This is a genomic window from Burkholderia stagnalis (assembly GCF_902830275.1).
Classification (GTDB): domain Bacteria; phylum Pseudomonadota; class Gammaproteobacteria; order Burkholderiales; family Burkholderiaceae; genus Burkholderia; species Burkholderia stagnalis.
This window is the reverse complement of the sequence record NZ_CADESW010000029.1, coordinates 60,284-82,590: the sequence shown is the minus strand read 5'-3', so window position 1 is coordinate 82,590 and position 22,307 is coordinate 60,284. Positions and strand designations below refer to the sequence as shown.

15 protein-coding genes are annotated in these 22,307 nt (G+C 67.6%); 7 read left to right on the top strand and 8 right to left on the bottom strand.

Annotated elements, in window-relative coordinates; genetic code table 11:
• The 7 genes from HWY45_RS33240 to HWY45_RS33210 form a co-directional block, all read left to right on the top strand.
• The coding region (locus HWY45_RS33240) for an efflux RND transporter periplasmic adaptor subunit (protein WP_176118428.1) at nt 1–435 on the top strand (435 nt) is incomplete at its 5' end.
• Nucleotides 436–501: 66 nt separating this feature from the next.
• Nucleotides 502–3,684 (top strand): efflux RND transporter permease subunit, encoded by a 3,183-nt coding sequence (locus HWY45_RS33235; protein WP_059880273.1) that lies wholly within the window; start codon nt 502–504, stop codon nt 3,682–3,684.
• Between the two features lie 191 nt (nt 3,685–3,875).
• Nucleotides 3,876–5,321, top strand: a complete 1,446-nt coding sequence (gene opcM / locus HWY45_RS33230; protein WP_059883807.1) for a multidrug efflux transporter outer membrane subunit OpcM — start codon at nt 3,876–3,878, stop codon at nt 5,319–5,321.
• Between the two features lie 1,441 nt (nt 5,322–6,762).
• Nucleotides 6,763–7,803, top strand: coding sequence for a helix-turn-helix domain-containing protein (locus HWY45_RS33225; RefSeq protein WP_059883796.1), 1,041 nt, complete (start codon nt 6,763–6,765; stop codon nt 7,801–7,803).
• An 85-nt stretch (nt 7,804–7,888) separates the two neighbouring features.
• A complete protein-coding gene (locus tag HWY45_RS33220) occupies nt 7,889–8,215 on the top strand; it encodes an H-NS histone family protein (protein ID WP_059883795.1) in 327 nt (108 codons plus the stop codon).
• A gap of 436 nt (nt 8,216–8,651) precedes the next feature.
• The gene (gene mprF / locus HWY45_RS33215) at nt 8,652–11,246 is read left to right on the top strand and encodes a bifunctional lysylphosphatidylglycerol flippase/synthetase MprF (protein WP_059801124.1); all 2,595 of its coding nucleotides are present in this window, start codon (nt 8,652–8,654) and stop codon (nt 11,244–11,246) included.
• Nucleotides 11,243–12,520 carry a virulence factor family protein gene (locus HWY45_RS33210; RefSeq protein WP_059883794.1) on the top strand — a complete coding sequence of 426 codons (1,278 nt, stop codon included), beginning with the start codon at nt 11,243–11,245 and terminating at the stop codon, nt 12,518–12,520. Before mprF ends, HWY45_RS33210 begins: the two co-directional genes overlap by 4 nt.
• Before the next feature lie 48 nt (nt 12,521–12,568).
• On the opposite strand, the gene HWY45_RS33205 is transcribed toward HWY45_RS33210, so the two are convergent.
• The 8 genes from HWY45_RS33205 to uxuA all read right to left on the bottom strand — a co-directional run bounded on the left by HWY45_RS33205 (nt 12,569) and on the right by uxuA (nt 22,260).
• Nucleotides 12,569–13,468, bottom strand: a complete 900-nt coding sequence (locus HWY45_RS33205) for a hypothetical protein (protein ID WP_060271921.1) — start codon at nt 13,466–13,468, stop codon at nt 12,569–12,571.
• A 30-nt stretch (nt 13,469–13,498) separates the two neighbouring features.
• On the bottom strand, nt 13,499–14,878 hold the full coding sequence (locus tag HWY45_RS33200) for a hypothetical protein (RefSeq protein ID WP_059883792.1): 1,380 nt from the start codon (nt 14,876–14,878) through the stop codon (nt 13,499–13,501).
• Between the two features lie 529 nt (nt 14,879–15,407).
• The gene (locus HWY45_RS33195) at nt 15,408–15,779 is read right to left on the bottom strand and encodes a DUF934 domain-containing protein (protein WP_081059880.1); all 372 of its coding nucleotides are present in this window, start codon (nt 15,777–15,779) and stop codon (nt 15,408–15,410) included.
• Complete coding sequence (locus HWY45_RS33190) at nt 15,776–17,560, bottom strand: nitrite/sulfite reductase (RefSeq protein ID WP_059883791.1); 1,785 nt, start codon at nt 17,558–17,560, stop codon at nt 15,776–15,778. Before HWY45_RS33190 ends, HWY45_RS33195 begins: the two co-directional genes overlap by 4 nt.
• 205 nt (nt 17,561–17,765) lie before the next feature.
• Nucleotides 17,766–18,161, bottom strand: coding sequence for a hypothetical protein (locus HWY45_RS33185; RefSeq protein ID WP_059883790.1), 396 nt, complete (start codon nt 18,159–18,161; stop codon nt 17,766–17,768).
• A gap of 101 nt (nt 18,162–18,262) precedes the next feature.
• On the bottom strand, nt 18,263–19,687 hold the full coding sequence (locus HWY45_RS33180; protein ID WP_059883806.1) for an aminotransferase-like domain-containing protein: 1,425 nt from the start codon (nt 19,685–19,687) through the stop codon (nt 18,263–18,265).
• Nucleotides 19,688–19,825: 138 nt separating this feature from the next.
• Complete coding sequence (locus HWY45_RS33175) at nt 19,826–21,136, bottom strand: MFS transporter (RefSeq protein WP_059883789.1); 1,311 nt, start codon at nt 21,134–21,136, stop codon at nt 19,826–19,828.
• A 71-nt stretch (nt 21,137–21,207) separates the two neighbouring features.
• Complete coding sequence (gene uxuA, locus HWY45_RS33170; protein ID WP_175038322.1) at nt 21,208–22,260, bottom strand: mannonate dehydratase; 1,053 nt, start codon at nt 22,258–22,260, stop codon at nt 21,208–21,210.
• Between the last annotated feature and the right edge of the window lie 47 nt (nt 22,261–22,307).

Here is a 22,307-nt window from a genome sequence, read left to right as displayed (position 1 = left end):
CTCGGCCTCGCGAACGAGAGCGGCTATTCGAGAAGCGGCACGATCGACTCGGTCGACAACCGCCTCGACACGTCGTCCGGCACGATCCGCGTGCGTGCGCGCTTCGACAACGCGGACGGCGCGCTGGTGCCGGGGCTCTATGCACGCGTGAAGGTCAGCGGCGGCGCGCCGCATCCGGCGCTGCTCGTCGACGACGCGGCGATCAACACGGACCAGGACAAGAAGTTCGTGTTCGTCGTCGATGCGCAGGGCCGCGTGTCGTACCGCGAAGTGCAGCCGGGGCTGCAGCACGGCACGCGCCGGGCGATCGTCAGCGGCCTCGCCGCCGGCGACCGCGTGATCGTGAACGGCACGCAGCGCGTGCGGCCGGGCCAGCAGGTGAAGCCGCACGACGTGCCGATGACGGCGAACGCGGCGGCCGACGCGCGTTCGTAGCCGGCGCGCGCGGCCGGCGCGCGTTCGCGCCGCACGCGCGTGCCACCAGAAAGGGCCACGCCACTCATGAACGTATCGAAATTCTTCATCGACCGGCCGATCTTCGCGGGCGTGCTGTCGGTCGGCATTCTGCTCGCGGGCATCATCGCGATCTTCCTGCTGCCGGTTTCCGAGTATCCGGAGATCGTGCCGCCGTCGGTGATCGTCAAGGCGCAGTATCCGGGCGCGAACCCGAAAGTGATCGCCGAAACCGTCGCGTCGCCGCTGGAAGAACAGATCAACGGCGTCGAGGACATGCTGTACATGCAGTCGCAGACCAACAGCGACGGCAACCTGACGCTCACCGTCACGTTCAAGCTCGGCACCGACCCCGACAAGGCCACGCAGCTCGTGCAGAACCGCGTGAACCAGGCGCTGCCGCGCCTGCCGGAAGACGTGCAGCGGCTCGGCGTGACGACGGTGAAGAGTTCGCCGAGCATCACGATGATCGTGCACCTGATCTCGCCCGACAATCGCTACGACACGACGTATCTGCGCAACTACGCGCTGATCAACGTGAAGGACCGGCTGTCGCGCATTCGCGGCGTCGGCGAGGTGCAGCTGTGGGGCGCGGGCGACTATTCGATGCGCGTGTGGCTCGATCCGCAGAAGGTCGCGCAGCGCGGGCTGACCGCCGCCGACGTCGTGCGCGCGATTCGCGAGCAGAACGTGCAGGTCGCGGCGGGCGTGGTGGGCGGATCGCCGTCGCTGGCCGATACGCCGCTGCAACTGTCGGTGAACGCGCGCGGCCGCCTGCAGACGGAAGACGAGTTCGGCGACATCGTCGTGAAGACGGCGCCGGACGGCGGCGTCACGCACCTGCGCGACATCGCGCGCACCCAGCTCGGCGCGTCGAACTACGGCTTGCGGGCGCTGCTCGACAACGAATCGGCGGTCGCGATGCCCGTGTTCCAGCTGCCGGGCGCAAACGCGCTGCAGGTCGCGGAGGCCGTGCGCGCGGAAATGGACGATCTCAAGCACGACTTTCCGGCTGGCGTCGACTACAAGATCGTCTACGACCAGACGCTGTACATGCGATCGAGCATCGAAGCGGTCGTGCACACGCTGGTCGAGGCGATCGTGCTCGTCGCGCTGGTCGTGATCGTGTTCCTGCAGACGTGGCGCGCGTCGATCATTCCGCTGATCGCGGTGCCGGTGTCGATCGTCGGCACCTTCGCGCTGCTGCTCGCGTTCGGCTACTCGATCAATACGCTGTCGCTGTTCGGGATGGTGCTCGCGATCGGGATCGTGGTCGACGACGCGATCGTCGTCGTCGAGAACGTCGAGCGCAACATCGAGAGCGGGATGACCGCACGGGACGCGACCTACAAGGCGATGCAGGAAGTGAGCGGGCCGATCATCGCGATCGCGCTGACGCTCGTCGCCGTGTTCGTGCCGCTCGCGTTCATGTCGGGGCTGACCGGCCAGTTCTACAAGCAGTTCGCGATGACGATCGCGATCTCGACGGTGATCTCGGCGTTCAACTCGCTGACGCTGTCGCCGGCGTTGTCCGCGATCCTGCTGAAGGGGCATGGCGACAAGGAAGACCGGTTGACGCGCGCGATGAACCGCGTGCTCGGCGGCTTCTTCCGCCGCTTCAACAAGGTGTTTCGGCGCGGCGCGGAGCACTACGGGCGCGGCGTGCGCGGCGTGCTGACGCGGCGCTCGCTGGTGCTCGCGACGTACCTGTTGCTGATCGGCGCGGCCGTGCTCGTCGCGCGCGCGGTGCCGACCGGCTTCATCCCGGCGCTGGATCGCGGCTATCTCGTCGCGTTCGCGCAATTGCCGAGCGGCGCGTCGCTGGATCGCACCGAGTCGGTGATGCGGCAAATGGCGTCCGTCGCGCTGAAGCAGCCGGGCGTCGATCACGCGCCGGCTTTCCCCGGGATGTCGGTGAACGGGTTCATGAACAGTTCGAGCGCGGGCATCGTGTTCGTGATGCTGAAACCGGCGCGCGAGCGGCGCGGGCTGTCGGCCGACGCGATCGCCGCGGCGTTGAACCGCCAGTACGGCGGGATCAAGGGTGCCTTCATCGCGGTGTTCCCGCCGCCGGCGGTGTTCGGTCTCGGCACGCTCGGCGGCTTCAAGCTGCAGATCGAGGATCGCGGCGCGGTCGGCTATACGCGGCTGGCCGATGCCGCGCGCGAATTCATCGCGCAGATGAAGAATGCGCCGGAATTCGGCAGGGTGTTTACGAACTACCAGGTCAACGTGCCGCAGCTCAACGTCGATCTCGATCGCGTGAAGGCGAAGCAGCTCGGCGTGTCGGTCACCGACGTGTTCAACACGATGCAGGTGTATCTCGGTTCGCTGTACGTGAACGACTTCAACCGCTTCGGGCGCGTGTACCAGGTGCGCGTGCAGGCCGATGCGCCGTTCCGCCAGCGCGCGGACGACATCCTGCAGCTGAAGACGCGCAACGCGGCCGGCGAGATGGTGCCGCTGTCGTCGCTCGTCACCGTGACGCCGACGTTCGGCCCCGAGATGGTGGTGCGCTACAACGGCTACACGGCGGCCGACGTCAACGGCGGCCCGGCGCCGGGCTTTTCGTCGGGGCAGACGCAGGCCGCGGTCGAGCGGATCGCGGCGCAGACGCTGCCGCGCGGCGTGAAGTTCGAATGGACCGACCTCACGTATCAGCAGCTCCTCGCGGGCAACGCGGCGATCTGGGTGTTTCCGATCAGCGTGCTGCTCGTGTTCCTCGTGCTTGCTGCGCAATACGAGAGCCTGACGCTGCCGCTCGCAGTGATCCTGATCGTGCCGATGGGCATCCTGTCGGCGCTCACGGGCGTGTGGCTCACGCAGGGCGACAACAACATCTTCACGCAGATCGGCCTGATGGTGCTGGTGGGGCTGTCGGCGAAGAACGCGATCCTGATCGTCGAGTTTGCGCGCGAGCTGGAGCATGACGGCCGGACTCCGCTCGAGGCCGCGATCGAGGCGAGCCGGCTGCGTCTGCGGCCGATCCTGATGACGTCGATCGCGTTCATCATGGGCGTGGTGCCGCTCGTCACGTCGACCGGCGCGGGTGCGGAGATGCGCCACGCGATGGGTGTCGCAGTGTTCTTCGGGATGCTCGGCGTGACGCTGTTCGGGTTGATGCTGACGCCGGTGTTCTATGTGGTGCTGCGCACGCTCGCGGGCGGCAGGATTCATGTCGCCGAGAAGAAGGGCGCGGCCGGCTACGGCGTGCCGGCTTCGGACGCTTGAGGAGGCGCGACGTGAACGGTCACCACGGCAACAACCAGAGCAACAACCACGGCAACAACCACGGCAACAACCACGGCAACAACCACGGCAACAACCACGGCAACAACCACGGCAACAACCACGGCAACAACCACGGCAACCACGCGGACGGTCGATTCGCGCACACGGCAACGCGTGCCGCGACGGCCACGCTGCTGGCCGCACTGCTCGCCGCCTGCGCGGTCGGGCCCGACTACCAGCGGCCGGATGTCGCAACGCCCGCCGCGTTCAAGGAAGCTCCCGCGCTCGCGGCCGGCGAGCAAGCCGGCACGTGGAAGCGGGCCGAACCGTCGGACACCGCGCATCGCGGCGAATGGTGGAAGGCTTTCGGCGATCCGGTGCTCGATTCGCTCGAAGCGCAGGCGCTCGCCGCGAACCAGAACCTGAAGGCCGCGGCGGCGCGCGTCGAGGAAGCGCGCGCGGCCACCCGCGCGGCGCGCTCGCAATGGTTCCCGCAGATCGGCGCGGGCTTCGGGCCGACGCGCCAGGGGCTGTCGTCGGCGTCGCAGTCGCTGCCGCAGGGCAGCGGCCCGACCTTCGCGACGTTGTGGCGCGCGCAAGGCACGGTGTCGTATGAAGCGGACCTGTTCGGCCGCGTGGGCCGCAACGTCGAGGCGTCGCGCGCGGACCAGGCGCAGAGCGAAGCGCTATTCCGCTCGGTGCAGCTCGCGCTGCAGGCGGACGTCGCGCAGAACTACTTTGCATTGCGCCAGCTCGATTCCGACCAGGACTTGTACCGCCGCACGGTCGAGCTGCGTGAACAGGCGCTGAGGCTCGTGCAGCGCCGCTTCAACGAGGGCGACATCAGCGAGCTCGACGTGTCGCGTGCGAAGAACGAACTGGCGAGTGCGCAGGCCGACGCGGTCGGCGTTGCGCGCCGCCGCGCGGCGTCCGAGCACGCGCTCGCGATCCTGCTCGGCAAGGCGCCGGCGGATTTCGCGTTCAAGCAAACGCCGCTCGTGCCGGTCGCGGTGAAGGTGCCGGCGGGCCTGCCGTCGGCGCTGCTCGAACGGCGTCCGGACATCGCGGCTGCGGAACGTGCGATGGCGGCCGCGAACGCGCGCATCGGGCTCGCGAAGTCGGCGTATTTCCCGAAGCTCGACATCACGGGATCAGCCGGCTTTGAAGCATCGACGCTCGGCAACCTGTTCTTGTGGTCGAGCCGCACGTTCCTGCTCGGGCCGTTCGCGGGCACCGCGCTGACGCTGCCGCTGTTCGACGGCGGGCGGCGTGCCGCGGGGGTGCAGCAGGCGCGTGCGCAGTACGACGAGCAGGTCGCGAACTACCGGCAGCAGGTGCTCGTCGCGTTCCGCGAGGTCGAGGACAATCTGGCCGACCTGCGTTTGCTCGACGACCAGATCCGCGCACAGGACACGGCCGTCAAGGCATCGCGACGCGCGGCGACACTGTCGCGCACGCAGTATCAGGAGGGCGAGGTCAGCTATCTCGACGTGATCGATGCGGAGCGATCGGTGTTGGCGTCGCAGTTGCAGGCGAACCAGCTGACGGGTGCGCAGGCCGTATCGACCGTCAATCTGATTCGTGCGCTGGGTGGCGGGTGGGGCGGCATTCAACCGCCGCCTGGCCGGATTTCCTGAATGGTGAAATGCGGACCTACCAGAAAACGGAGGTAAATCGATTTAATCATTCTGGCTGTCCATTATTGGGATGATTTTATTGAATGTCAGCCTTCCATTTGCGCATGGCTATTGACGGAGGTAAATAAGATTGCCTGGTCGAGTCGATCGAAATGATTCGATTTCGTCGATCCACATGCTCTGTTTATAGCCGGATTGGAATAGTTGCCCGAATCGAATGGGCGGTCCGGCGCCCCTTGTTTTCCCGGGGCGACCGGGAAGGTGTGCATTTGTGCGGCAAAATCGTTCGCAGGAATCGAGTGTCATTCGATAGTTGAAATTATCGGCGCCAATCATGCTGGAAATAAGATCGGGTTGAGAATGTCATTGTGAAAAGGGGCTTTGACTTTTTCAATTTCGGGGTATATATTGATCTGACGAATTCAAGGTGCTTCAAATCTAAAAACAATTTCCACAATGATTTTTGTGCGAGGGCAATGTGATGGACGGTGGTACACCCACGACTGCTTGTCACTTGTATGGCAGGCATTCCTTTTCTTTCAAGATTGAGCGAACGGATTTTCTCCGCCCGGTGGCGCGAATCATTGCGCTCGCCCATCGTCGCAACATGATCTCCGGGCTCGCATGGCCCGGTGCATGCACCGAACACCCGGCTGGCGCCCCGCGTCCGGCCGTGCCGATCTGACGCGCCGCCGTCGCGCGACATTCACGAGTCGAAAGCTCACGCAAGCCATCGTTGCCTGGCACGCCGCCAGCGCTGCGCGCATGGCGCCGCAGCAACGCATCCAATCGTGACGCCGCGTTCGCCGCGTTCGGTCGAGACGATACCGGGCTGAACGAAGCGCACGGCGAGTCGATGCAACTCTCGCGCATTTATAAAGGAATGCTTACATGTGACCGGAGACAGGATGGATGAATCGCGCGATCAAGGCACGGCGGTCGTGTCCGCGGTCGGGAGCGTGTCGTGAGGGTGACCCGTCATGCGTTGCTGAGTGCGCTCGCGTCCTTTCTCGAGCGGTGGGCGAGCCATGACATCGCGTGGCTCAGCGGGCCGGCGGAGCAGGTGAGGCCCGGGATGGCGGACGCCGCGGCGCGAGAGGCGTCGATTGACTCGCCGGCGAGCGAATCGCGATGCCGGCCGGAGCGGGCATCACGGACATCGAATTGATTACGAGGGCAGTCATGTTTGTCGAGCACATCAGCAACGTCGGTCCCCCACGCCTTACCCATTCCGGCTCGCAGCCGCATTCCTGAGCCGCGGCGGCAGGCGCCGCACAACGCCGATCGACGTTTCGCCCACCCGGCGCCGCATGACCCGATCACGCGGCCCGGATCGCGAACCGGGCCCACGTGATGACCGAAGCCGCCCCGACCGGGCGGCGGGGCGCCGTATCGCCGATCGCCTTTGAACATTCGTAGACAGACCGGAATTGGAGATCACATGTCCGCTCCGATGTTATTCGAGTTTTCAACGCTTCCCTTTGCACCGCAGGACAAGCTGGACGCGTGGCGCGGACAGAGCCGCCTGGCGGAAATCGTGCCCGGCAGCCGTGGCATGTCGGACGAGTCGGTACTCGACAGCGAGTTCGTCGGCATTCATGCGAACCAGATCATGATCGGCACGATGAACTACTCGCCCAAGTTCCACGGCGACTCGATCAGCTATGACGCAATCCGCTGCAAGAAGCGCATTCGCGAGGACGGCTTCGATCATTATGCGTTCCGCACCAGCCGAAACAGCGTCTGGCGCGCCAGCAAGTTCGACAGCGTCGAATCCGTGCAGCCTCACCAGGTCGCCGTCGCGGACCTGACCCAGCCTTATCAGATCAACGTGGGCGCGGGCAGCTTCGTGGCGGTGATCGTGCCGCGGCGGATGATTCCCTTTGATCTGGCGGCGCGGCACGGCGCGGTCATGGGCGGCACGATCGCGACGCTCACGAGCCAGTACCTGAACACGTTGTCGACGAATCTGCGGGGTGTGACCGCGGCCGAGATTCCGAGCGTCGCGCAGGCGACGCTGGGCATGCTGACCGCAATGCTGATGCCGACGCCGGACAATCTGCGCGAAGCGCAATCCGAGCTCAAGGTCGAAATGTTCGAACGCGTGAAGGAACACATCAACGCGCATCTCGCGTCGCCGGAGTTGAGCGTGGAATCCATTTGCAAGAACGTCGGCCTGTCCAGGGCGAGCCTGTATCGGCTGTTTTCGGAGAACAACCTCGGCGTCAGCGAATACATCAAGCTCGCGCGCCTCAGGAAGATCTACGCGATCCTGTCGTCGCCGGACGGGCGCAAGCAGCGGCTGCCGAATATCGCTTATCAGTACGGCTTCTACGATGTGCCGTCGCTGACGCGCGACTTCAGGAAGTATTTCGGCAGTTCGCCGAAGGACGTGCAGTATTCGATATGGGGGGCCAACACCGTCAGGCAAGCGCCTTCCGGCGCGCTCACGAACGATTACTGGAGCTGGCATTACGCATAAGCAGCCGAATCGGCTTTGGAAGCGTGTCATCGCTGCGGCCATCCGTTACCATTTGTCTGTCAATTGAATAACCCGGCGATCGATCATGACCACTGAACTCCAGAATCTGAAGACGCAATTGCGTGAATTGAATATCCGTCTTTCGGACGTCAAGAAGGACGAAAAGCAATCGCTGCTCGAAACCATTCAGGAGGGCGTTGCGCTGTACGGCATCACGGAAGACGAGCTGCTGCGCGCCGCCGGCTTCCGGAGGGCGCGCAAGGGGCGGGCGCCGGCGAAGTACTACGATCCTTCGACGGGCAAGACGTGGTCGGGCCACGGTCCGCGGCCGAAGTGGCTCGACGGAAAGAATCTCGACGACTTTCGGGTCGACCGGGCCGCGAAGCCGTGGTGGCCTGAAGAAGCATCCTGACGCGAATCCGCGTCCGCAGCGGCGATTCCCGTTGGCTTGGCCACCGCCGCTGCGAGTGTCCGCATACCGTCCTCATTCCGCCAGTGTCCGGCCCGCCGCATGGTTTTCTGCTCCCCGGCGCGGCCGGCCCGGAAGATTTCTCCCAAAATGCGCCACCGGTCATTCATCCGACAAAAAAATGGTCCCGGTTCCCGGTATGATGCGCATCTCGCGTGTAGGGACCACTTAGTTTTGACCTCGCATTGACGCCGCCGCCCGGCCTGGCGCCGCGGTTGCAAACCCGAAAGATTTTGTAATAAAAATTCCGTATACTTGTAATTTCTGAGTCAGGCGCCGCCGGCTTCCGCGTTGGCGGGCCGCCCACGCAGAACAACCAGATTCGTCGCCGCCGAGCCACCCGGCGCCGCGACAAGCTATGTACCGCCACCAATAAGTTATGTCTTCCAGCCCACCTGGTTCACCGAGCCGTGCCGCGGCGATGTTCGCGCGCGTCTCGGCATTGCTCCGCCACGAGCGCGTGCTGTCGCCGCTGCTCGCGCTCGGCATCGGGCTGCTGCTGATCGTGGTCTTCCAGCACCTGTCGGCATCGATCGACTACCGGTCGGTGATCCGCCAACTGCGCGCGCTGTCGGCCGCCGAGTGGGGCGCGTCGCTCGGCGCGACGGCCCTCAGCTATCTCGCGCTCGTCGCCCGCGACGCGGTCGGCCTGCGCTACGTCGCGGCCAGGGTGCCGCGCGCGCCGCTGTGGATCGGCGCGATCGCCGCGTCGGCGCTCGGCAACGCGACCGGCTTTGGCGCGCTGACGGGCGGAGCGGTGCGCGCGCGCGTCTACGGCGTGGCCGGCGTCACGCCGGCCCAGATCGGCCGCATGACGGTGTTTACGAGCGGCACGCTCGCGCTCGCCCTGGTGCTGATGACCGCGGTCGGCATGGTCTGCCTGCCGCAGGCGCTGGCCGCGATGCTGCACGTCGCGCCCGGCGTGCTGGTGTGGAGCGGCGGCGCGCTGCTCGTCGCGATGGCGGCCATGGTGGCCGCGTGCGGCCGTGCGGCCCGCCCGGTCGCGACGCGCTTCAAGTGGCTCGCGTTCGACATCCCGGCACGCCGCGATCTCGTCGCGCAGATCGTCTACGCGGTGTTCGACGTGGTGGCGGCGGGCCTCACGCTGTGGGTGCTGCTGCCGGCCGCGCCGGTCGGCTTTGCGACCTTCATCACGGTCTACGCGGCCGCGCTGCTGCTCGGCATGGTCGGCCATACGCCGGGCGGGATCGGCGTGTTCGAGGCGGCGATGATCTTCACGCTCGGCCGCGACGTGCCGGCGCACGAGATGGTCGCCGCGTTGATCGCCTATCGCGCGATCTACTTCGGCGTGCCGTTCGTGCTGTCGGCCGGCCTGCTGGCGGCCTTCGAGGGCCGCGCGCTGCGGCGGCGGCTCGTCACGCGGCAGGCCGCGCGCGTGTCCCAGCTCGCGCCGCTGTTCCTGAGCCTCGTCACGTTCGCGGTCGGCTCGATGCTGGTGATCTCGAGCGCGACGCCGGCGTTCTGGTATCGGATCGTGATCCTGCGCAACATCGTGCCGCTGTGGGTGCTGGAAGGCTCGCAGGTGATCTGCAGCGTGCTCGGCGTCGCGCTGCTGTTCGTCGCGCGCGGGCTGCTGCGCCGGCTCGACGGCGCGTGGTGGATGACCTTCGCGCTGACGCTCGCGAGCCTCGCGCTGTCGCTCGCGAAGGGCCTCGCGTTCGTCGAGGCCGGCGTGCTCGGCGCGCTGCTGGTGCTGCTGCTCGTCAGCCGCCGGCGCTTCAAGCGCCACTCGTCGCTGTTCGCGGAGCGCTTCACCGTCGGCTGGTTCGTGTCGGTCGCGCTGGTGCTGATGCTCGCGGTGTGGGTGCTGTTCTTCGCGTTCCGCGACGTGCCGTACACGCGCGAGCTGTGGTCGCATTTCTCGTTCGACGCGCGTGCGCCGCGCGCGCTGCGCGCGACGCTGGCCGCGGGCGTGTTCGTCGCGCTGTTCGCGCTGTATCAGCTGCTGCGCCCGGCGCCGGGACGCTTCGTGACGCCCGCGCCGCAGGACCTGCTCGACGCCGAGCGGATCATCCGCGCGCAGGAGTGCAGCGACGCGGGCCTCGCGCTGATGGGCGACAAGAGCTTCCTGTTCTCGGAATCGCGCAAGGCGTTCCTGATGTACGCGAAGTACGGCCGCACCTGGGCCGCGCTGCACGATCCGGTGGGCCCGCGCAGCGAATGGCCGGCGCTGATCGGCAAGTTCATCGCGCTCGCGCACGCGCACAGCGGCCGCGCGGCGTTCTACCAGGTGCGCGCGAACGCGCTGCCGCTGTATCTCGACGCGGGCCTCACGCTGATGAAGCTCGGCGAGGAGGCGCACGTCGCGCTCGACGAGTTCGACCTGAAGGGCTCGCACCGCTCGCACCTGCGCTACGCGCTGCGCCGCGGCGACAAGGACGCGCTCGCCGTCGAGGTGATCGCGCCGTGCGACGTGCCGGCCGCGCTGCCGGCGCTGCGCGGGATTTCCGACGGCTGGCTCGACAGCCGCGATGCGCGCGAGAAGAGCTTCTCGGTCGCCGCGTTCCACGACGGCTATCTCGCGACGCAGTCGGTGATGCTGGTGCGGCAGGCCGACAAGCCGATCGCGTTCGTCACGTTCATGACGACCGACCTCAACACCGAGGCGACCGTCGGCGTGATGCGCCACCTGCCGGAAGCGTCGCCGTACGCGATGGAGTACCTGTTCACGCAGCTCGCGCTGCATCTGAAGGAAGCGGGTTTCCGCAAGCTGAGCCTCGGCATCGCGCCGTTCTCGGGGATGGGCGCGGCGAAGATGCCGTCGCCGTGGCACCGGGTCGGGCTGATGGTGTGGCGCTTCGGCGGCCGTTTCTACAATTTCCGCGGCTTGCGCGCGTTCAAGAGCAAGTTCGAGCCGCATTGGGAGCCGCGTTATCTCGCGGCTTCGGGCTCGGTCGGCGTGTTCGTCACGCTGGCGGATCTGTCCTTGCTGGCTGGAGGTCGGCGTTCATGATGTCGAAGAAGGGTATCGCGCGGGCGGTGGTCGCCTGCGCGGGAATGATGTTGGCCGGCGCCGCGTTCGCGGCCAAGCCGGTGGCGAAGCAGGAAACCGTGTCGGGCGGCCGCTACGGGCCGGTCACGGTGACGAAGCCGAGCGGCGCGCTGCGCGGTTTCGTCGTGATGTTCTCGCGTGACAGCGGCTGGAGCGCGGCCGACCAGCAGGCGGCCGATGCGCTCGCGAAGGCCGGCGCGATGACGGTCGGCGTCGATTCGGCGCGCTATGCGGCGAACCTCGCCGCGATCCAGGAAACCTGCCATCACCTCGACGGCGACGCCGAGGCGGTCAGCCACCAGCTCGAACGGCTCGCGCGCTCGTCGCGCTACTTCACGCCGATCGTCGCGGGCGTCGGCCAAGGCGGCGCGATCGCGAAGCAGATCCTGTCGATGGCGCCGGAGAACACGATCGCGGGCGCGGTGTCGGTCGCCCCGGCCGCGAAGCTCGATCCGCGCTTCAAGCCGTGCCCGCCCGATCCGACGATCGTGCGCCGCGCGATGCCGGGCTTCGTCGAGTCGGCCCCGGCCGGCGACGGCGCGAAGCTCGTGTCGCTCGTCACGTCGCACCTGCGCGACGACAGCAGCACCGACGAGCTCGACGTGTCGGACCTGCCGCTGATCGAGCTGCCGGCCAAGGGCGGCAGCAACCTGCTCGCGATCGTGATTTCCGGCGACGGCGGCTGGCGCGACCTCGACAAGACGATCGCCGAGGCGCTGCAGCGCGACGGCGTGTCGGTGGTCGGCATCGACAGCCTGCGCTACTTCTGGAGCGAGAAGCCGCCCGCGCAGACGAGCCGCGATCTGGCGCGCGTGATGCGCACCTACATGGCGCGCTGGCGCGCGACGAACGTGGCGCTGATCGGCTACTCGTTCGGCGCGGACGTGATGCCGTTCGCGTACAACCGGCTGCCGGCCAACCTGCGCGACAAGGTGTCGGTGATGTCGCTGCTCGGCTTCGCGCCGGCCGCGGATTTCCAGATCCGCGTGACGGGCTGGCTCGGCATGCCGGCGAGCGACAACGCGCTGAAGGTCGCGCCGGAGATCGCCAAGGTGCCGCCGGGCATCGTGCAGTGCTTCTACGGCGAGCAGGAGAAGGAGACGATGTGCCCGGTGCTCGCGAACACGGGCATCCAGGTGATCAAGACGCAGGGCGAGCATCACTTCGGCCGCGACTATGTCGCGCTCGAGAAGCAGATTCTCGCGGCGTTCAGGAAGCAGGTGGCGGGCAACTAGCCGCGCCCGGCATGCCGGCGGAACGCATGCGCTCCGCCGGCGGCGCGCTCACGCGAGCGTGACCTGGTTCTCGAACGCGATGCCGAGCTTCGCGTAGCCCTGCGGCGAAGGATGGATCTCGTTTTCCCAGTCGCCGGAAGGCCCGGTCGAGCTGGGCGGGTCGGGATTGAGCGTGCCGATCAGGTAGATCGGCCGGATGTTCGGCTTGGCGATGCCGCGCGCGACGAGCTTGCCGTTGATGCCCGCCAGGTACTGCGCCCACTGCTGGATGATATACGTCGTCAGCTTCAGCCAGTCGTCGGGCGGAATGTGGTATGAGGCATACGCGCGGGACAGCCATGGGCCGATGCCGGGGCCGGCCGGCGCGTTGCGCGGCTGCGGGCAATCGTAGGTGTGGACGAAGATCGGCACGCCGTTCGAACGGCTGGTCGGCGCATCCCGCTTGTCGATCATCGCGACGAAACAGTCTTCGATCATCGCAAAGAACGCTTGCCAGCCCTCCGGGCGCAAGTAGCGATTGATTGCCCCGCTCGACGGAACGCGCTCGGGATCCTGCAGCAGCCGGCGCGTGGCCTTGCCCGGATCGGGTTCGTCGGGCATCGTCAGGATCGCGTCGAACAGGTCGTTGCCGCCGGCCGACAGCAGGATCGCGTCCCACGCATAGGCAAGCGTGCCGCCCGCGAGATACGTGGCGAACTTGACCTCGCGCGTCCAGTCGATCATCTGCGCGAAGGTCTTGCCGGGCGACGCCAGCGTCACGGCCGCCGCGCTGCTCGGCAAGCGCAGGCTGAACAGCAGGTTGCCGGTCGCCCACGGCGGCAGCTGGCCGATGGAGAACCACGAATCGCCTTGCGCGAGAAACCGCCAGGTGGATGTCGTCAGGACACTGCCGCGATCGCGATTCAGATCGCCGGGCTGCAGGACCGCCAGGGGATGATCGAATGACATGAAGCCTTCCTCCAAGGTTGATGCACGACGCTACAGCGCCGGGTCGAGCGGCGTGATCCTCGCCAGCATCAGCGTGTACTCCTCCGCCGCAATCTGTCTGAACTTCATCTTCACGACCGCATTCGCGCGCGCGATGGCGTCGTCCGCGCGTGCGTCCGGATACAGTCGCGCCGCGGCTTCCGCGACGATCTCGTCAGGGTTGTCGAGGCGCGGCGGCAGGGTTGGCGTTTTCTCCCCGTCGAGCGTCTGCACCAGCAGATAGATGGGTACGACGTCCGCCAGGCCGATCGGCAGCAGTTTCGACGCGTCCGGGCCGAAATGCCGGCGCACGATCGCTTGCGAGCCGAGCCGCAGCGTGAAGCGAAACGGAAATCCCGTGCGGATCGACAGCGTGACGGGATCGGCCGCGGCCATCTGCTCGATCGACGTGATGCCTTCCGCGTGCAGCGACGCCGTCACGGCCTTCGTCACGCCGCTCAGGTTGAGCAGCTCGTCCGGCGCGTCCTCGTCCTTTTCGAGCTGGGTCAGGTTGAGCGCCGCGATCCGGCGAATCACCTTGATGATCTCGTCGACCGGCAGGATCGTCAGCGCGAACGCGGCCACCACATGCGGCGCCGCGACGAGCGCGAGCGGGATCGCGAGGAACAGCCGCAGCGCATACCAGTACATGTCGGATGCATTGAGCGCGCGCCGCCGGATGGCCAGCACGGCATCGCTGACGACGTACATCGTCGCGCCGGCGATCGACGCGACGATCACCGGGGCGCTGAGTCCGAAAATGCAGGTCGTCTTGTTCGCCGTGGCGCAGTCGCCCTGCGTGCACAGCCATACCGCGATGGCCGTGATCGCGTAGGCCACCACGAGCAGAATGAGGAACGGCGGCACGAACGCCCACAGGCCGTACTGCTCGTGGTAGAGGTTCGCGAACAGCCGGTCGCCGAGGGTCGGCCAGCGCTCCGAGAACGTGTTCAAGCGTTCCGTGTTGCTGTCCGCCGTCGGCGCGGCGCCGGCCTGTCGCTCCGCGTAATGGATCGTCTGCAGCAGCCATTTCGACCAGAAGCGCTTCAGGTAGGCGTCGAGTGCGGCGTTCTTGAGGCTGTTCTGGAATTCGTCGTAGCGTGCGTACCAGCCGAGGCACAGGAACGCGATGAGCGGCACGCCGATCAGGAGGGTCGCGATCGCGCTGACCAGGATGAGCGTCCCCGGCCACCGGATCGCGGCGATCCATGTCCATGCGTCGGGTGCGTGTATCGGTCGATTGGTTGCGGATGTCGCGATCGCAATCCCCGCCAGGTTGACGAGAACGAGATAGACGCTCAATGAAATGAAGCGGCCGCTTGCCGTCCAGTGACGCATTCTCACGGGGTTGACCGCCGGCGGCCGGGCTTCGAACGGATTGGACGCAGTCATGTGCATGCTCGCGAGTGATCGCGCCCGCTTCCAGGCACGACCACGCGTGCGGAAGGCAGGCAAATGTCACGCTTCGCCGCCGAACGGCGGCGAAACGAATCGCTTTGCTTCGATGCGGTGAATCAGGAAAGGGACAGGGTCAGCACGGTGGGGCAAGCAGATGCTTCGACGCGCGCACGGGCGGAATGGCGGCTTCGCATGCCGGGGCGCGCGATGCGTGCGCGCACGGAGCGATTGCGGTGGTGTTCGTTACGCCGCGAGACGATGACTTGTCCATGGCGAGTCCCCAGGTTGGAATGGTTTTGTATGACTTGATTGTTGTGTCGGACCTTTGCGCGATTCATGTATCCCGCTGCGAATCGAACGGGATGTGCCGCGCATTTGATCCGTAGAGTCAAGCTAGGTTATGCGCTGGAAATGTCAAGCAATGACAGGATCAAATGCGGGAATGTGCTGATGTTCCCGGAACATGCGATGGCTGGCATGAGGAATGCCGGTCGAATGATCGGATGAATGGCTTGCCTACGGATCAGATGTCCCGCTGGTAGAAGCCCGGAAAGCGTTCGAGCTGGCGCCGCGCATCGTCCGGATCGGCGCCTGCGCCGAGCACCGCGCTCGAGAAGCCCGTGCGCGCCATCAGCAGCAACTGGTCGACCAGCACGTCGCCCGTTGCGCGCAAGTCCCCCGCAAAACCGAAGCGCTTGCGCAGCAGGTAGGCCTGGCTGTATGCGCGGCCATCGGTGAATGCCGGGAAGTGCAGGTCGATGCGCGACGCCTGCGCGATCCGCGCGGCAAGCGGCTCGAGTTCCTCGTCGTTCGAGATGGCAAGCGCGGCGTCGCGCGGGTCGTCGTGGTGTTCGGCCGGCGTCAGCAGCCGGATGCGTTGCGGTGTGGTCATCATGCGGTCGCTGCGAGATGCCGCGCCTGGTTGGCGGCGGCCTTGAAGGGTTCCGGGCCGACGCGGCGCACCGTGTCGATGAAGCGTTCCGCGCGGCCGCCCGTGTCGAGCCGCGCGTCGAGATACGCGGCGACGAGCGCATCGACGACGTCGACGATCTCGTCCGCCGAGAACGACGGGCCGATCACCTTGCCCGGCTGCGCGGCGCCGCTCGCGGCCGAGCCGTCGGAGCCGCCGAGCGTCACCTGGTACCACTCGGCGCCGTCCTTGTCGACGCCGAGGATGCCGATGTGGCCGCTGTGGTGATGGCCGCACGAGTTGATGCAGCCGCTGACGTGCAGGTCGATGTCGCCGACGTCGTGCAGCAGGTCGAGATCCTGGAAGCGCTCGGCGATCGCGTCGGCGATCGGGATCGAGCGCGCGTTCGCCAGCGCGCAGAAGTCGCCGCCCGGGCACGCGATCATGTCGGTCAGCAGGCCGACGTTCGCGCTCGCGAGCCCGGCCGCGCGTGCGTCTTCCCACAGCAGGAACAGATCGTCGACGTGCACCCACGGCAGCACGACGTTCTGCGTGTGCGTGACGCGCGCCTCGCCGGCCGAGTAGCGGTCGGCCAGATCGGCGAGCGCGTCGAGCTGGTCCGGCGACGCGTCGCCGGGCGCTTGCAGGCGCCGCTTGAACGACAGCGTGACGATCCGCAGCGCCGGGTCGCGGTGCGCGGCGACGTTGCGCGCGAGCCAGCGCGCGAACGCCGGATGCCGGCCGGCCTGCGCGGCGACGCTCGCACTCGTGTGTTGCGCGTCGACGCTGCGCGGCTTGCGCGCCGGCGGCACGAAGCAGGCGGCGACGCGGTCGAATTCGGCTTGCGGGATCGTATGCGGGCCGCCGTCGTGCTCGACGATCTGGCGGAATTCCGCTTCGACGTCGTCGATGTAGCGCTGCCCCTCGGTCTTCGCGAGGATCTTGATGCGCGCCTTGTACTTGTTGTCGCGGCGGCCGTAGCGGTTGTACACGCGCACGATCGCCTCGATGTAGTTCATCACGTGCCGCCACGGCAGGAACGCGCGCAGCAGCGTCGCGATCATCGGCGTGCGGCCCATCCCGCCGCCGACGCTCACGCGAAAGCCGAGCTCGCCCGCGTCGTTGCGCACGAGCTTCAGCCCGACGTCGTGCCAGTCGGTCGCCGCGCGATCCTCGGTCGCGCCGGTGATCGCGATCTTGAACTTGCGCGGCAGGAACGCGAACTCCGGATGCAGCGTCGTCCATTGCCGCATCACCTCGGCGAACGGACGCGGATCGGCGATCTCGTCCGGCGCGACGCCCGCGCGCTCGTCGCACGAGATGTTGCGGATGCAGTTGCCGCTCGTCTGGATGCCGTGCATGTCGACGGTCGCGAGCAGGTCCATCACGTCGGCCGCCTTCGCGAGCGGAATCCAGTTGAACTGCACGTTGGTGCGGGTCGTGAAGTGCGCGTTGCGGGTCGGCAGGCGCGTGGTGCCGAGCCGCCCCTGCGCATCGCATGCGGCGCGATAGGTCGCTTCGTCGGGCACGTCGTAGTCGCGCGCGATCCGCGCGAGCACGCGCAGCTGCGCGCTCGACAGCTCGCCGTACGGCACGGCCACGCGCAGCATCGGCGCGTGGCGCTGCACGTACCAGCCGTTCTGCAGCCGCAGCGGCCGGAACGCGTCTTCGCTCAATGCGCCGCGCTGCCAGCGTTCGAGCTGGTCGCGAAACTGGGCCGCGCGGCTGTGGACGAGCGCGCGGTCGAAAACTGTATATCGATACATGACGTGATACGCGAGAGGCGCCGCGGCGCGGCATGCGCACGGCTCGGAGGGACGTTGCGACGGGTGTCAGGCAACGGAAGACAGCGTAGGGAACTCGATGCAGCGGGACAAGCAGCAGATCCGGAGGAAAAGGGCGCAGCAGATGGCGGATGCGGCGCCGGCGCGGGCCGGGCATGCGTGCATGCCCGTGGCCGGTTGATGTGTGTTATGCGTCGGCGTCGACGACGAGCGCCGGATCGAGCGCGCGGATGCGCTGGTCGATGAAGTAGCCGCCGCCTTCCTGATAGCGCAGGAACAGGCGGCCGCACGCGCGGCAGCGGCTGACGTTGCAGCGGTTGTACGGGAAATGGCGCAGCGCGATCGGCGCATCGTCCGACGCGTAGCGCGTCCCCGCCGGATGATGTTCCGCATAGGTCGGCTCCGTATCGCCGGGCGGCGCGAGCGTGCCCACTTCGGTCAGTTGCGTGTCCTGCAGCGACAGCGGCAGGCTCGTCCATCCGGCGAGCGAGATCTTCGTGCACGCGCACGGCTGCGTGACGTGTGCTGCTTCGGCCGTCAGTCTCAACAGCGCGTCGTGATCGAGGTGCGGCAGTGGGCTCATGGGAAATCGTGAAGGGGCGGTGAGATCAGCAATGTAACCCGCGCGCGAATCGGCTGCATGGCCGTGACGCCGGCGGCGCGTGCCGTGCGCACCGTGTGCGGTCAACCGCCCTTGCGGACCGACGGTTGCGCGACCAGTTCGCCGAGCACGCGGATCGCGCGTTCGATGTCGCGGCTCCACGGATGGCCGAAATTCACGCGCACGCAGCGCTCGAAGCCGTGCGCCGCGGAAAACAGCGGCCCCGGCGCGAAACTGATGCCGCGCGCGATCGCCTGCCGGTGCAGTTCCATCGCGTCGATCGCCTCGGGGAATTCCAGCCACAGGAAGTAGCCGCCGTCCGGCCGCGCCCATTCGACGCCCGCGGGCAGCCAGCGCCGCAGCGCGTCGTCCATGCGCGCGAACTGGCCCTGCAGCGCGCCGCGCAGCTTGCGCAGATGGCGATCGTAGCCGCCATGCTCGAGATAGTTCGCGATGCCGGCCTGCGCCGGAATGCTCGCCGACAGCGTCGTCATCAGCTTGAGCCGCTGCACCTTTTCCGCGAACCGGCCCGCGGCCGCCCAGCCGATCCGGTAGCCGGGCGCGAGCGTCTTCGAGAACGAACTGCAGTGCATCACGAGCCCGTGCGTGTCGAACGCGCGCGCGGGCAGCGGATAGTCCGGCCCGAAATGCAGCTCGCCGTACACGTCGTCCTCGATCAGCGGCACGTCGCGCGCGGCCAGCAGCTCGACGAGCGCGCGCTTCTTGTCCGGCGACAGCGTGACGCCGGTCGGATTCTGGAAATTCGTCATGAACCAGCACGCGCGCACGTCGTGCCGGTCGAGCGCATGCGCGAGCGCGTCGAGATCGAGGCCCGTGCGCGGATCGACCGGAATCTCGACCGCCCGCAGGTCGAGCCGCTCGATCGCCTGCAGCGCCGCGTAGAAGCCGGGCGCTTCGACGGCCACCACGTCGCCGGGCCGCGTGACGGCCATCAGGCACAGGTTCAGCGCTTCGAGCGCGCCGTTCGTGACGACGATCTCGTCGAGCGGCTGCGACACGCCCATCGCCAGATAGCGCAGTGCGATCTGGCGGCGCAGTTGCTCGTTGCCGGGCGGCAGGTCGACCACCGTGCTCCACGGGCTGACGAGGCGCGTCGCCTGCGCGAGCGATTTCGCGAGGCGCGGCAGCGGAAACAGCGTCGGCGACGGGAACGCGGAGCCGAGCGGCACGATGCCCGGCTGCGTCGCGGCGTCGAGCACCGAGAACACGAGGTCGCTGATGTCGACCTTGTGCGTGGCCGGCGCGGCGCGGCTCGCGCGCCGCTTCGCGGGCGGCCGCGCGCCCGGCGCGACGTAGTAGCCCGAGCGTTCGCGCGCGCGAATCAGGCCCCACTGCTCGAGCAGGTAGTACGCGCGAAACACCGTCGACTGGCTGACGCCGTGCTGCGCGATGAGCTGGCGCAGCGACGGCAGGCGCGTGCCGACCGCGAGGTTGCCGTTGCGGATCTCGTCGGCGATCGTATGGGCGAGGGTTTCGTAGCGTTTCATCGAGGTGGACGGAAGCCGCTCGCCGGGCGCGGGCCGGACGGGCCTCGCGCGCGTGGCGGCGAGCGGCGGGCTCATTGTCCAATGGCCGTCGCCAAAAGGAAAGCGCATGCGCCGCCGCGCCGGGCGCGGGCGGCGCGCTCAGGCCGCGCTGGGCTCCGCGTCGCGGTGGCCGGCGCGGCCGCGCAATACCGGCAGCGGCTCGACCTTGCCGACGACGAACAGGTACGACAGCGCGCCGACGATGCACAGCGCACCCGCCACCGCGAGCGGCACGGCGAACGAGCCCTTCGTGATCGACAGCATCACGCCGGTGAACGTCGTGATGAGGATCCCCGCGAGATTGCCCGCGAAGTTCTGGATGCCGCCGATCGACGCGACGTGCGCGGGCGTCGGCGCGACTTCGCCGACCAGCGTCCACACGTTCGCGCCGGCGAACGACAGGCTCGCATAGGCGAGCGCGAACAGCGCGAGGCAGGCCCACACGTTCTCGACGAACGCCGACAGCGCGATCGACGACGACATCAGCATGCCGAGCACGAGGCAGGTCTTGCGCGCGGCGGTCGCGCTCCAGCCGCGCCGGAACAGGCTGTCCGACACGTAGCCGCCGAGCCAGCCGCCCGGGATCGCGAGCAGCGCGGGCAGCATGCCCCACGTGCCGAGCGACGCGAGCGAGAAGCCGCGCGACTGCAGCAGGTAGCTCGGGAACCACGTGATGAAGAAGTAGATCGCGAAGTTCAGGCAGAACAGGCCGATCATCATCCCCCAGATGGTCCGGTAGCGGAACAGGTCGAGCCACGACACCTTCGCGCCGTCGGCGGCGGACGCGGCGGCGGGCGCGCCGCGCTGCGCGAGCAGCGCATCGACGGCGTCCGGCGCGATCGCGCGGTAGCGTTCCGGGTCGCGATAGATGAACCACCACGCGAGCGCCCAGACGATGCCGATGCCGCCGGTGATCACGAACGAGCCGCGCCAGCCGACGAGCGAGATCAGCCACGCGACGAGCGGCAGCGACAGCGCGGAGCCGACCCGCGAGCCGCTGTCGAAGATGCTGCTCGCGAGCCCGCGCTCGCTGCGCGGAAACCAGTTGAACGCGACCTTCGCGAACGACGGGATCGCGGCCGCCTCGCCCACGCCGAGCATCAGCCGCACGCCCACCAGTTGCGCGAGGCCGCGCGCGGCGCCGGTCGCGACCGTGAACGCGGACCACCAGCCCACCGCGAGCGCGAGGCTCACGCGCACGCCGACCTTGTCGATGAACCAGCCGGCCGGCAGCTGCAGGAACGCGTAGGTCCAGAAGAACGCGCTCAGCACGAGCCCCATGCCGACCGCGTCGAGGCCGAGCTCCGCGCGAATGCTCGGCGCGGCGATCGCGAGGTTCGCGCGGTCGATGAAGTTGATGACGTTGGCGAGGAAGCACATGAAGATCATGGCCCATAGGATGCGTGGCATGTGAAGTCTCCGCGCGGAATGGATTGGCGGGCCGCCGGCGATCCGCTGCGCCGGCGGCCTCGGCGAGCGGGTCAGCGCGGCTCGCGCGCGAGCGTGTCCATCGCTTCCCACAGGCCGTTCAGGTACACGGCGCCGAGCGCGCGGTCGTAGAGCCCGTAGCCGGGCTTGCCGGTCTCGCCCCAGATCATGCGGCCGTGGTCCGGGCGCACGTAGCCCGTGAAGCCGGTGTCGTGATACGCCTTTACGATCGCCGCGATGTCGAGCGAGCCGCAGCGCGACAGGTGCGCGGTTTCCTCGAAGTCGCCGTTCGCGTCGACCTTCACGTTGCGGATGTGCGCGAAGTGGATGCGGCCCATCGCGCCGAACTCGCGCACCAGCGCCTCCACGTCGTTCCGCGGGCCCGCGCCCAGCGAGCCCGAGCACAGCGTGAGCCCGTTCGCGGGCGTGTCGACGATGCGCACGATGCGCGCGAGATCGTCGCGGTTCTTCACGATGCGCGGCAGCCCGAAGATCGGGCGCGGCGGATCGTCCGGGTGGATCGCCATCTTCACGCCGGCTTCCTGGGCGACCGGGATGATCGCCTTCAGGAAGTATTCGAGGTTGGCCCACAGCCGCGCTTCGTCCACCTCGCGATAGTCGGCGAGCAGCGCCTGCAGCTCGTCCGCGCGGTAGCTCGAATCCCAGCCCGGCAGCGCGATGCCCTGGCTCGGGTCGATCCGGTCGACCGCGTCCGTGCTGAACGCGAGGCAGGTCGAGCCGTCGTCGAGCGTCTTCGACAGCTCGGTGCGGGTCCAGTCGAACACGGGCATGAAGTTGTAGCAGATGACCCGGATGCCGGCCGCGCCGAGATGGCGGATCGTCTGCTGGTAGTTCGCGATCAGGCGGTCGCGGCTCGGCTTGCCGAGCTTGATGTCTTCGTGCACCGGCACCGATTCGACGACCTCGAAGTGCAGGCCGGCCTGCTCGATCGTCGCCTTCAGCGCGTCGATCTTGTGCGCGGGCCAGGCCTCGCCGACCGGTTCGTCGTAGATCGCGGACACGATGTGCGTCACGCCCGGAATCTGCCGGATGTACTGCAGCGAGACCGGATCGGACTCGCCATACCAACGGAAAGACATCTTCACTGGATCGGCTCCTTGCTGGCGGTTCATGCGTCGGATGGCCAGGCGGC

Bases quoted from the DNA above. Each gene is read 5' to 3' on its own strand.
- HWY45_RS33200 (WP_059883792.1), bottom strand. From the start codon at position 14,878: ATGACTGCGTCCAATCCGTTCGAAGCCCGGCCGCCGGCGGTCAACCCC.
- HWY45_RS33190 (WP_059883791.1), bottom strand. From the start codon at position 17,560: ATGTATCGATATACAGTTTTCGACCGCGCGCTCGTCCACAGCCGCGCG.
- HWY45_RS33220 (WP_059883795.1), top strand. From the start codon at position 7,889: ATGACCACTGAACTCCAGAATCTGAAGACGCAATTGCGTGAATTGAAT.
- HWY45_RS33180 (WP_059883806.1), bottom strand. From the start codon at position 19,687: ATGAAACGCTACGAAACCCTCGCCCATACGATCGCCGACGAGATCCGC.
- mprF (WP_059801124.1), top strand. From the start codon at position 8,652: ATGTCTTCCAGCCCACCTGGTTCACCGAGCCGTGCCGCGGCGATGTTC.
- HWY45_RS33185 (WP_059883790.1), bottom strand. From the start codon at position 18,161: ATGAGCCCACTGCCGCACCTCGATCACGACGCGCTGTTGAGACTGACG.
- HWY45_RS33210 (WP_059883794.1), top strand. From the start codon at position 11,243: ATGATGTCGAAGAAGGGTATCGCGCGGGCGGTGGTCGCCTGCGCGGGA.
- HWY45_RS33225 (WP_059883796.1), top strand. From the start codon at position 6,763: ATGTCCGCTCCGATGTTATTCGAGTTTTCAACGCTTCCCTTTGCACCG.
- HWY45_RS33205 (WP_060271921.1), bottom strand. From the start codon at position 13,468: ATGTCATTCGATCATCCCCTGGCGGTCCTGCAGCCCGGCGATCTGAAT.
- HWY45_RS33235 (WP_059880273.1), top strand. From the start codon at position 502: ATGAACGTATCGAAATTCTTCATCGACCGGCCGATCTTCGCGGGCGTG.
- HWY45_RS33195 (WP_081059880.1), bottom strand. From the start codon at position 15,779: ATGATGACCACACCGCAACGCATCCGGCTGCTGACGCCGGCCGAACAC.
- HWY45_RS33175 (WP_059883789.1), bottom strand. From the start codon at position 21,136: ATGCCACGCATCCTATGGGCCATGATCTTCATGTGCTTCCTCGCCAAC.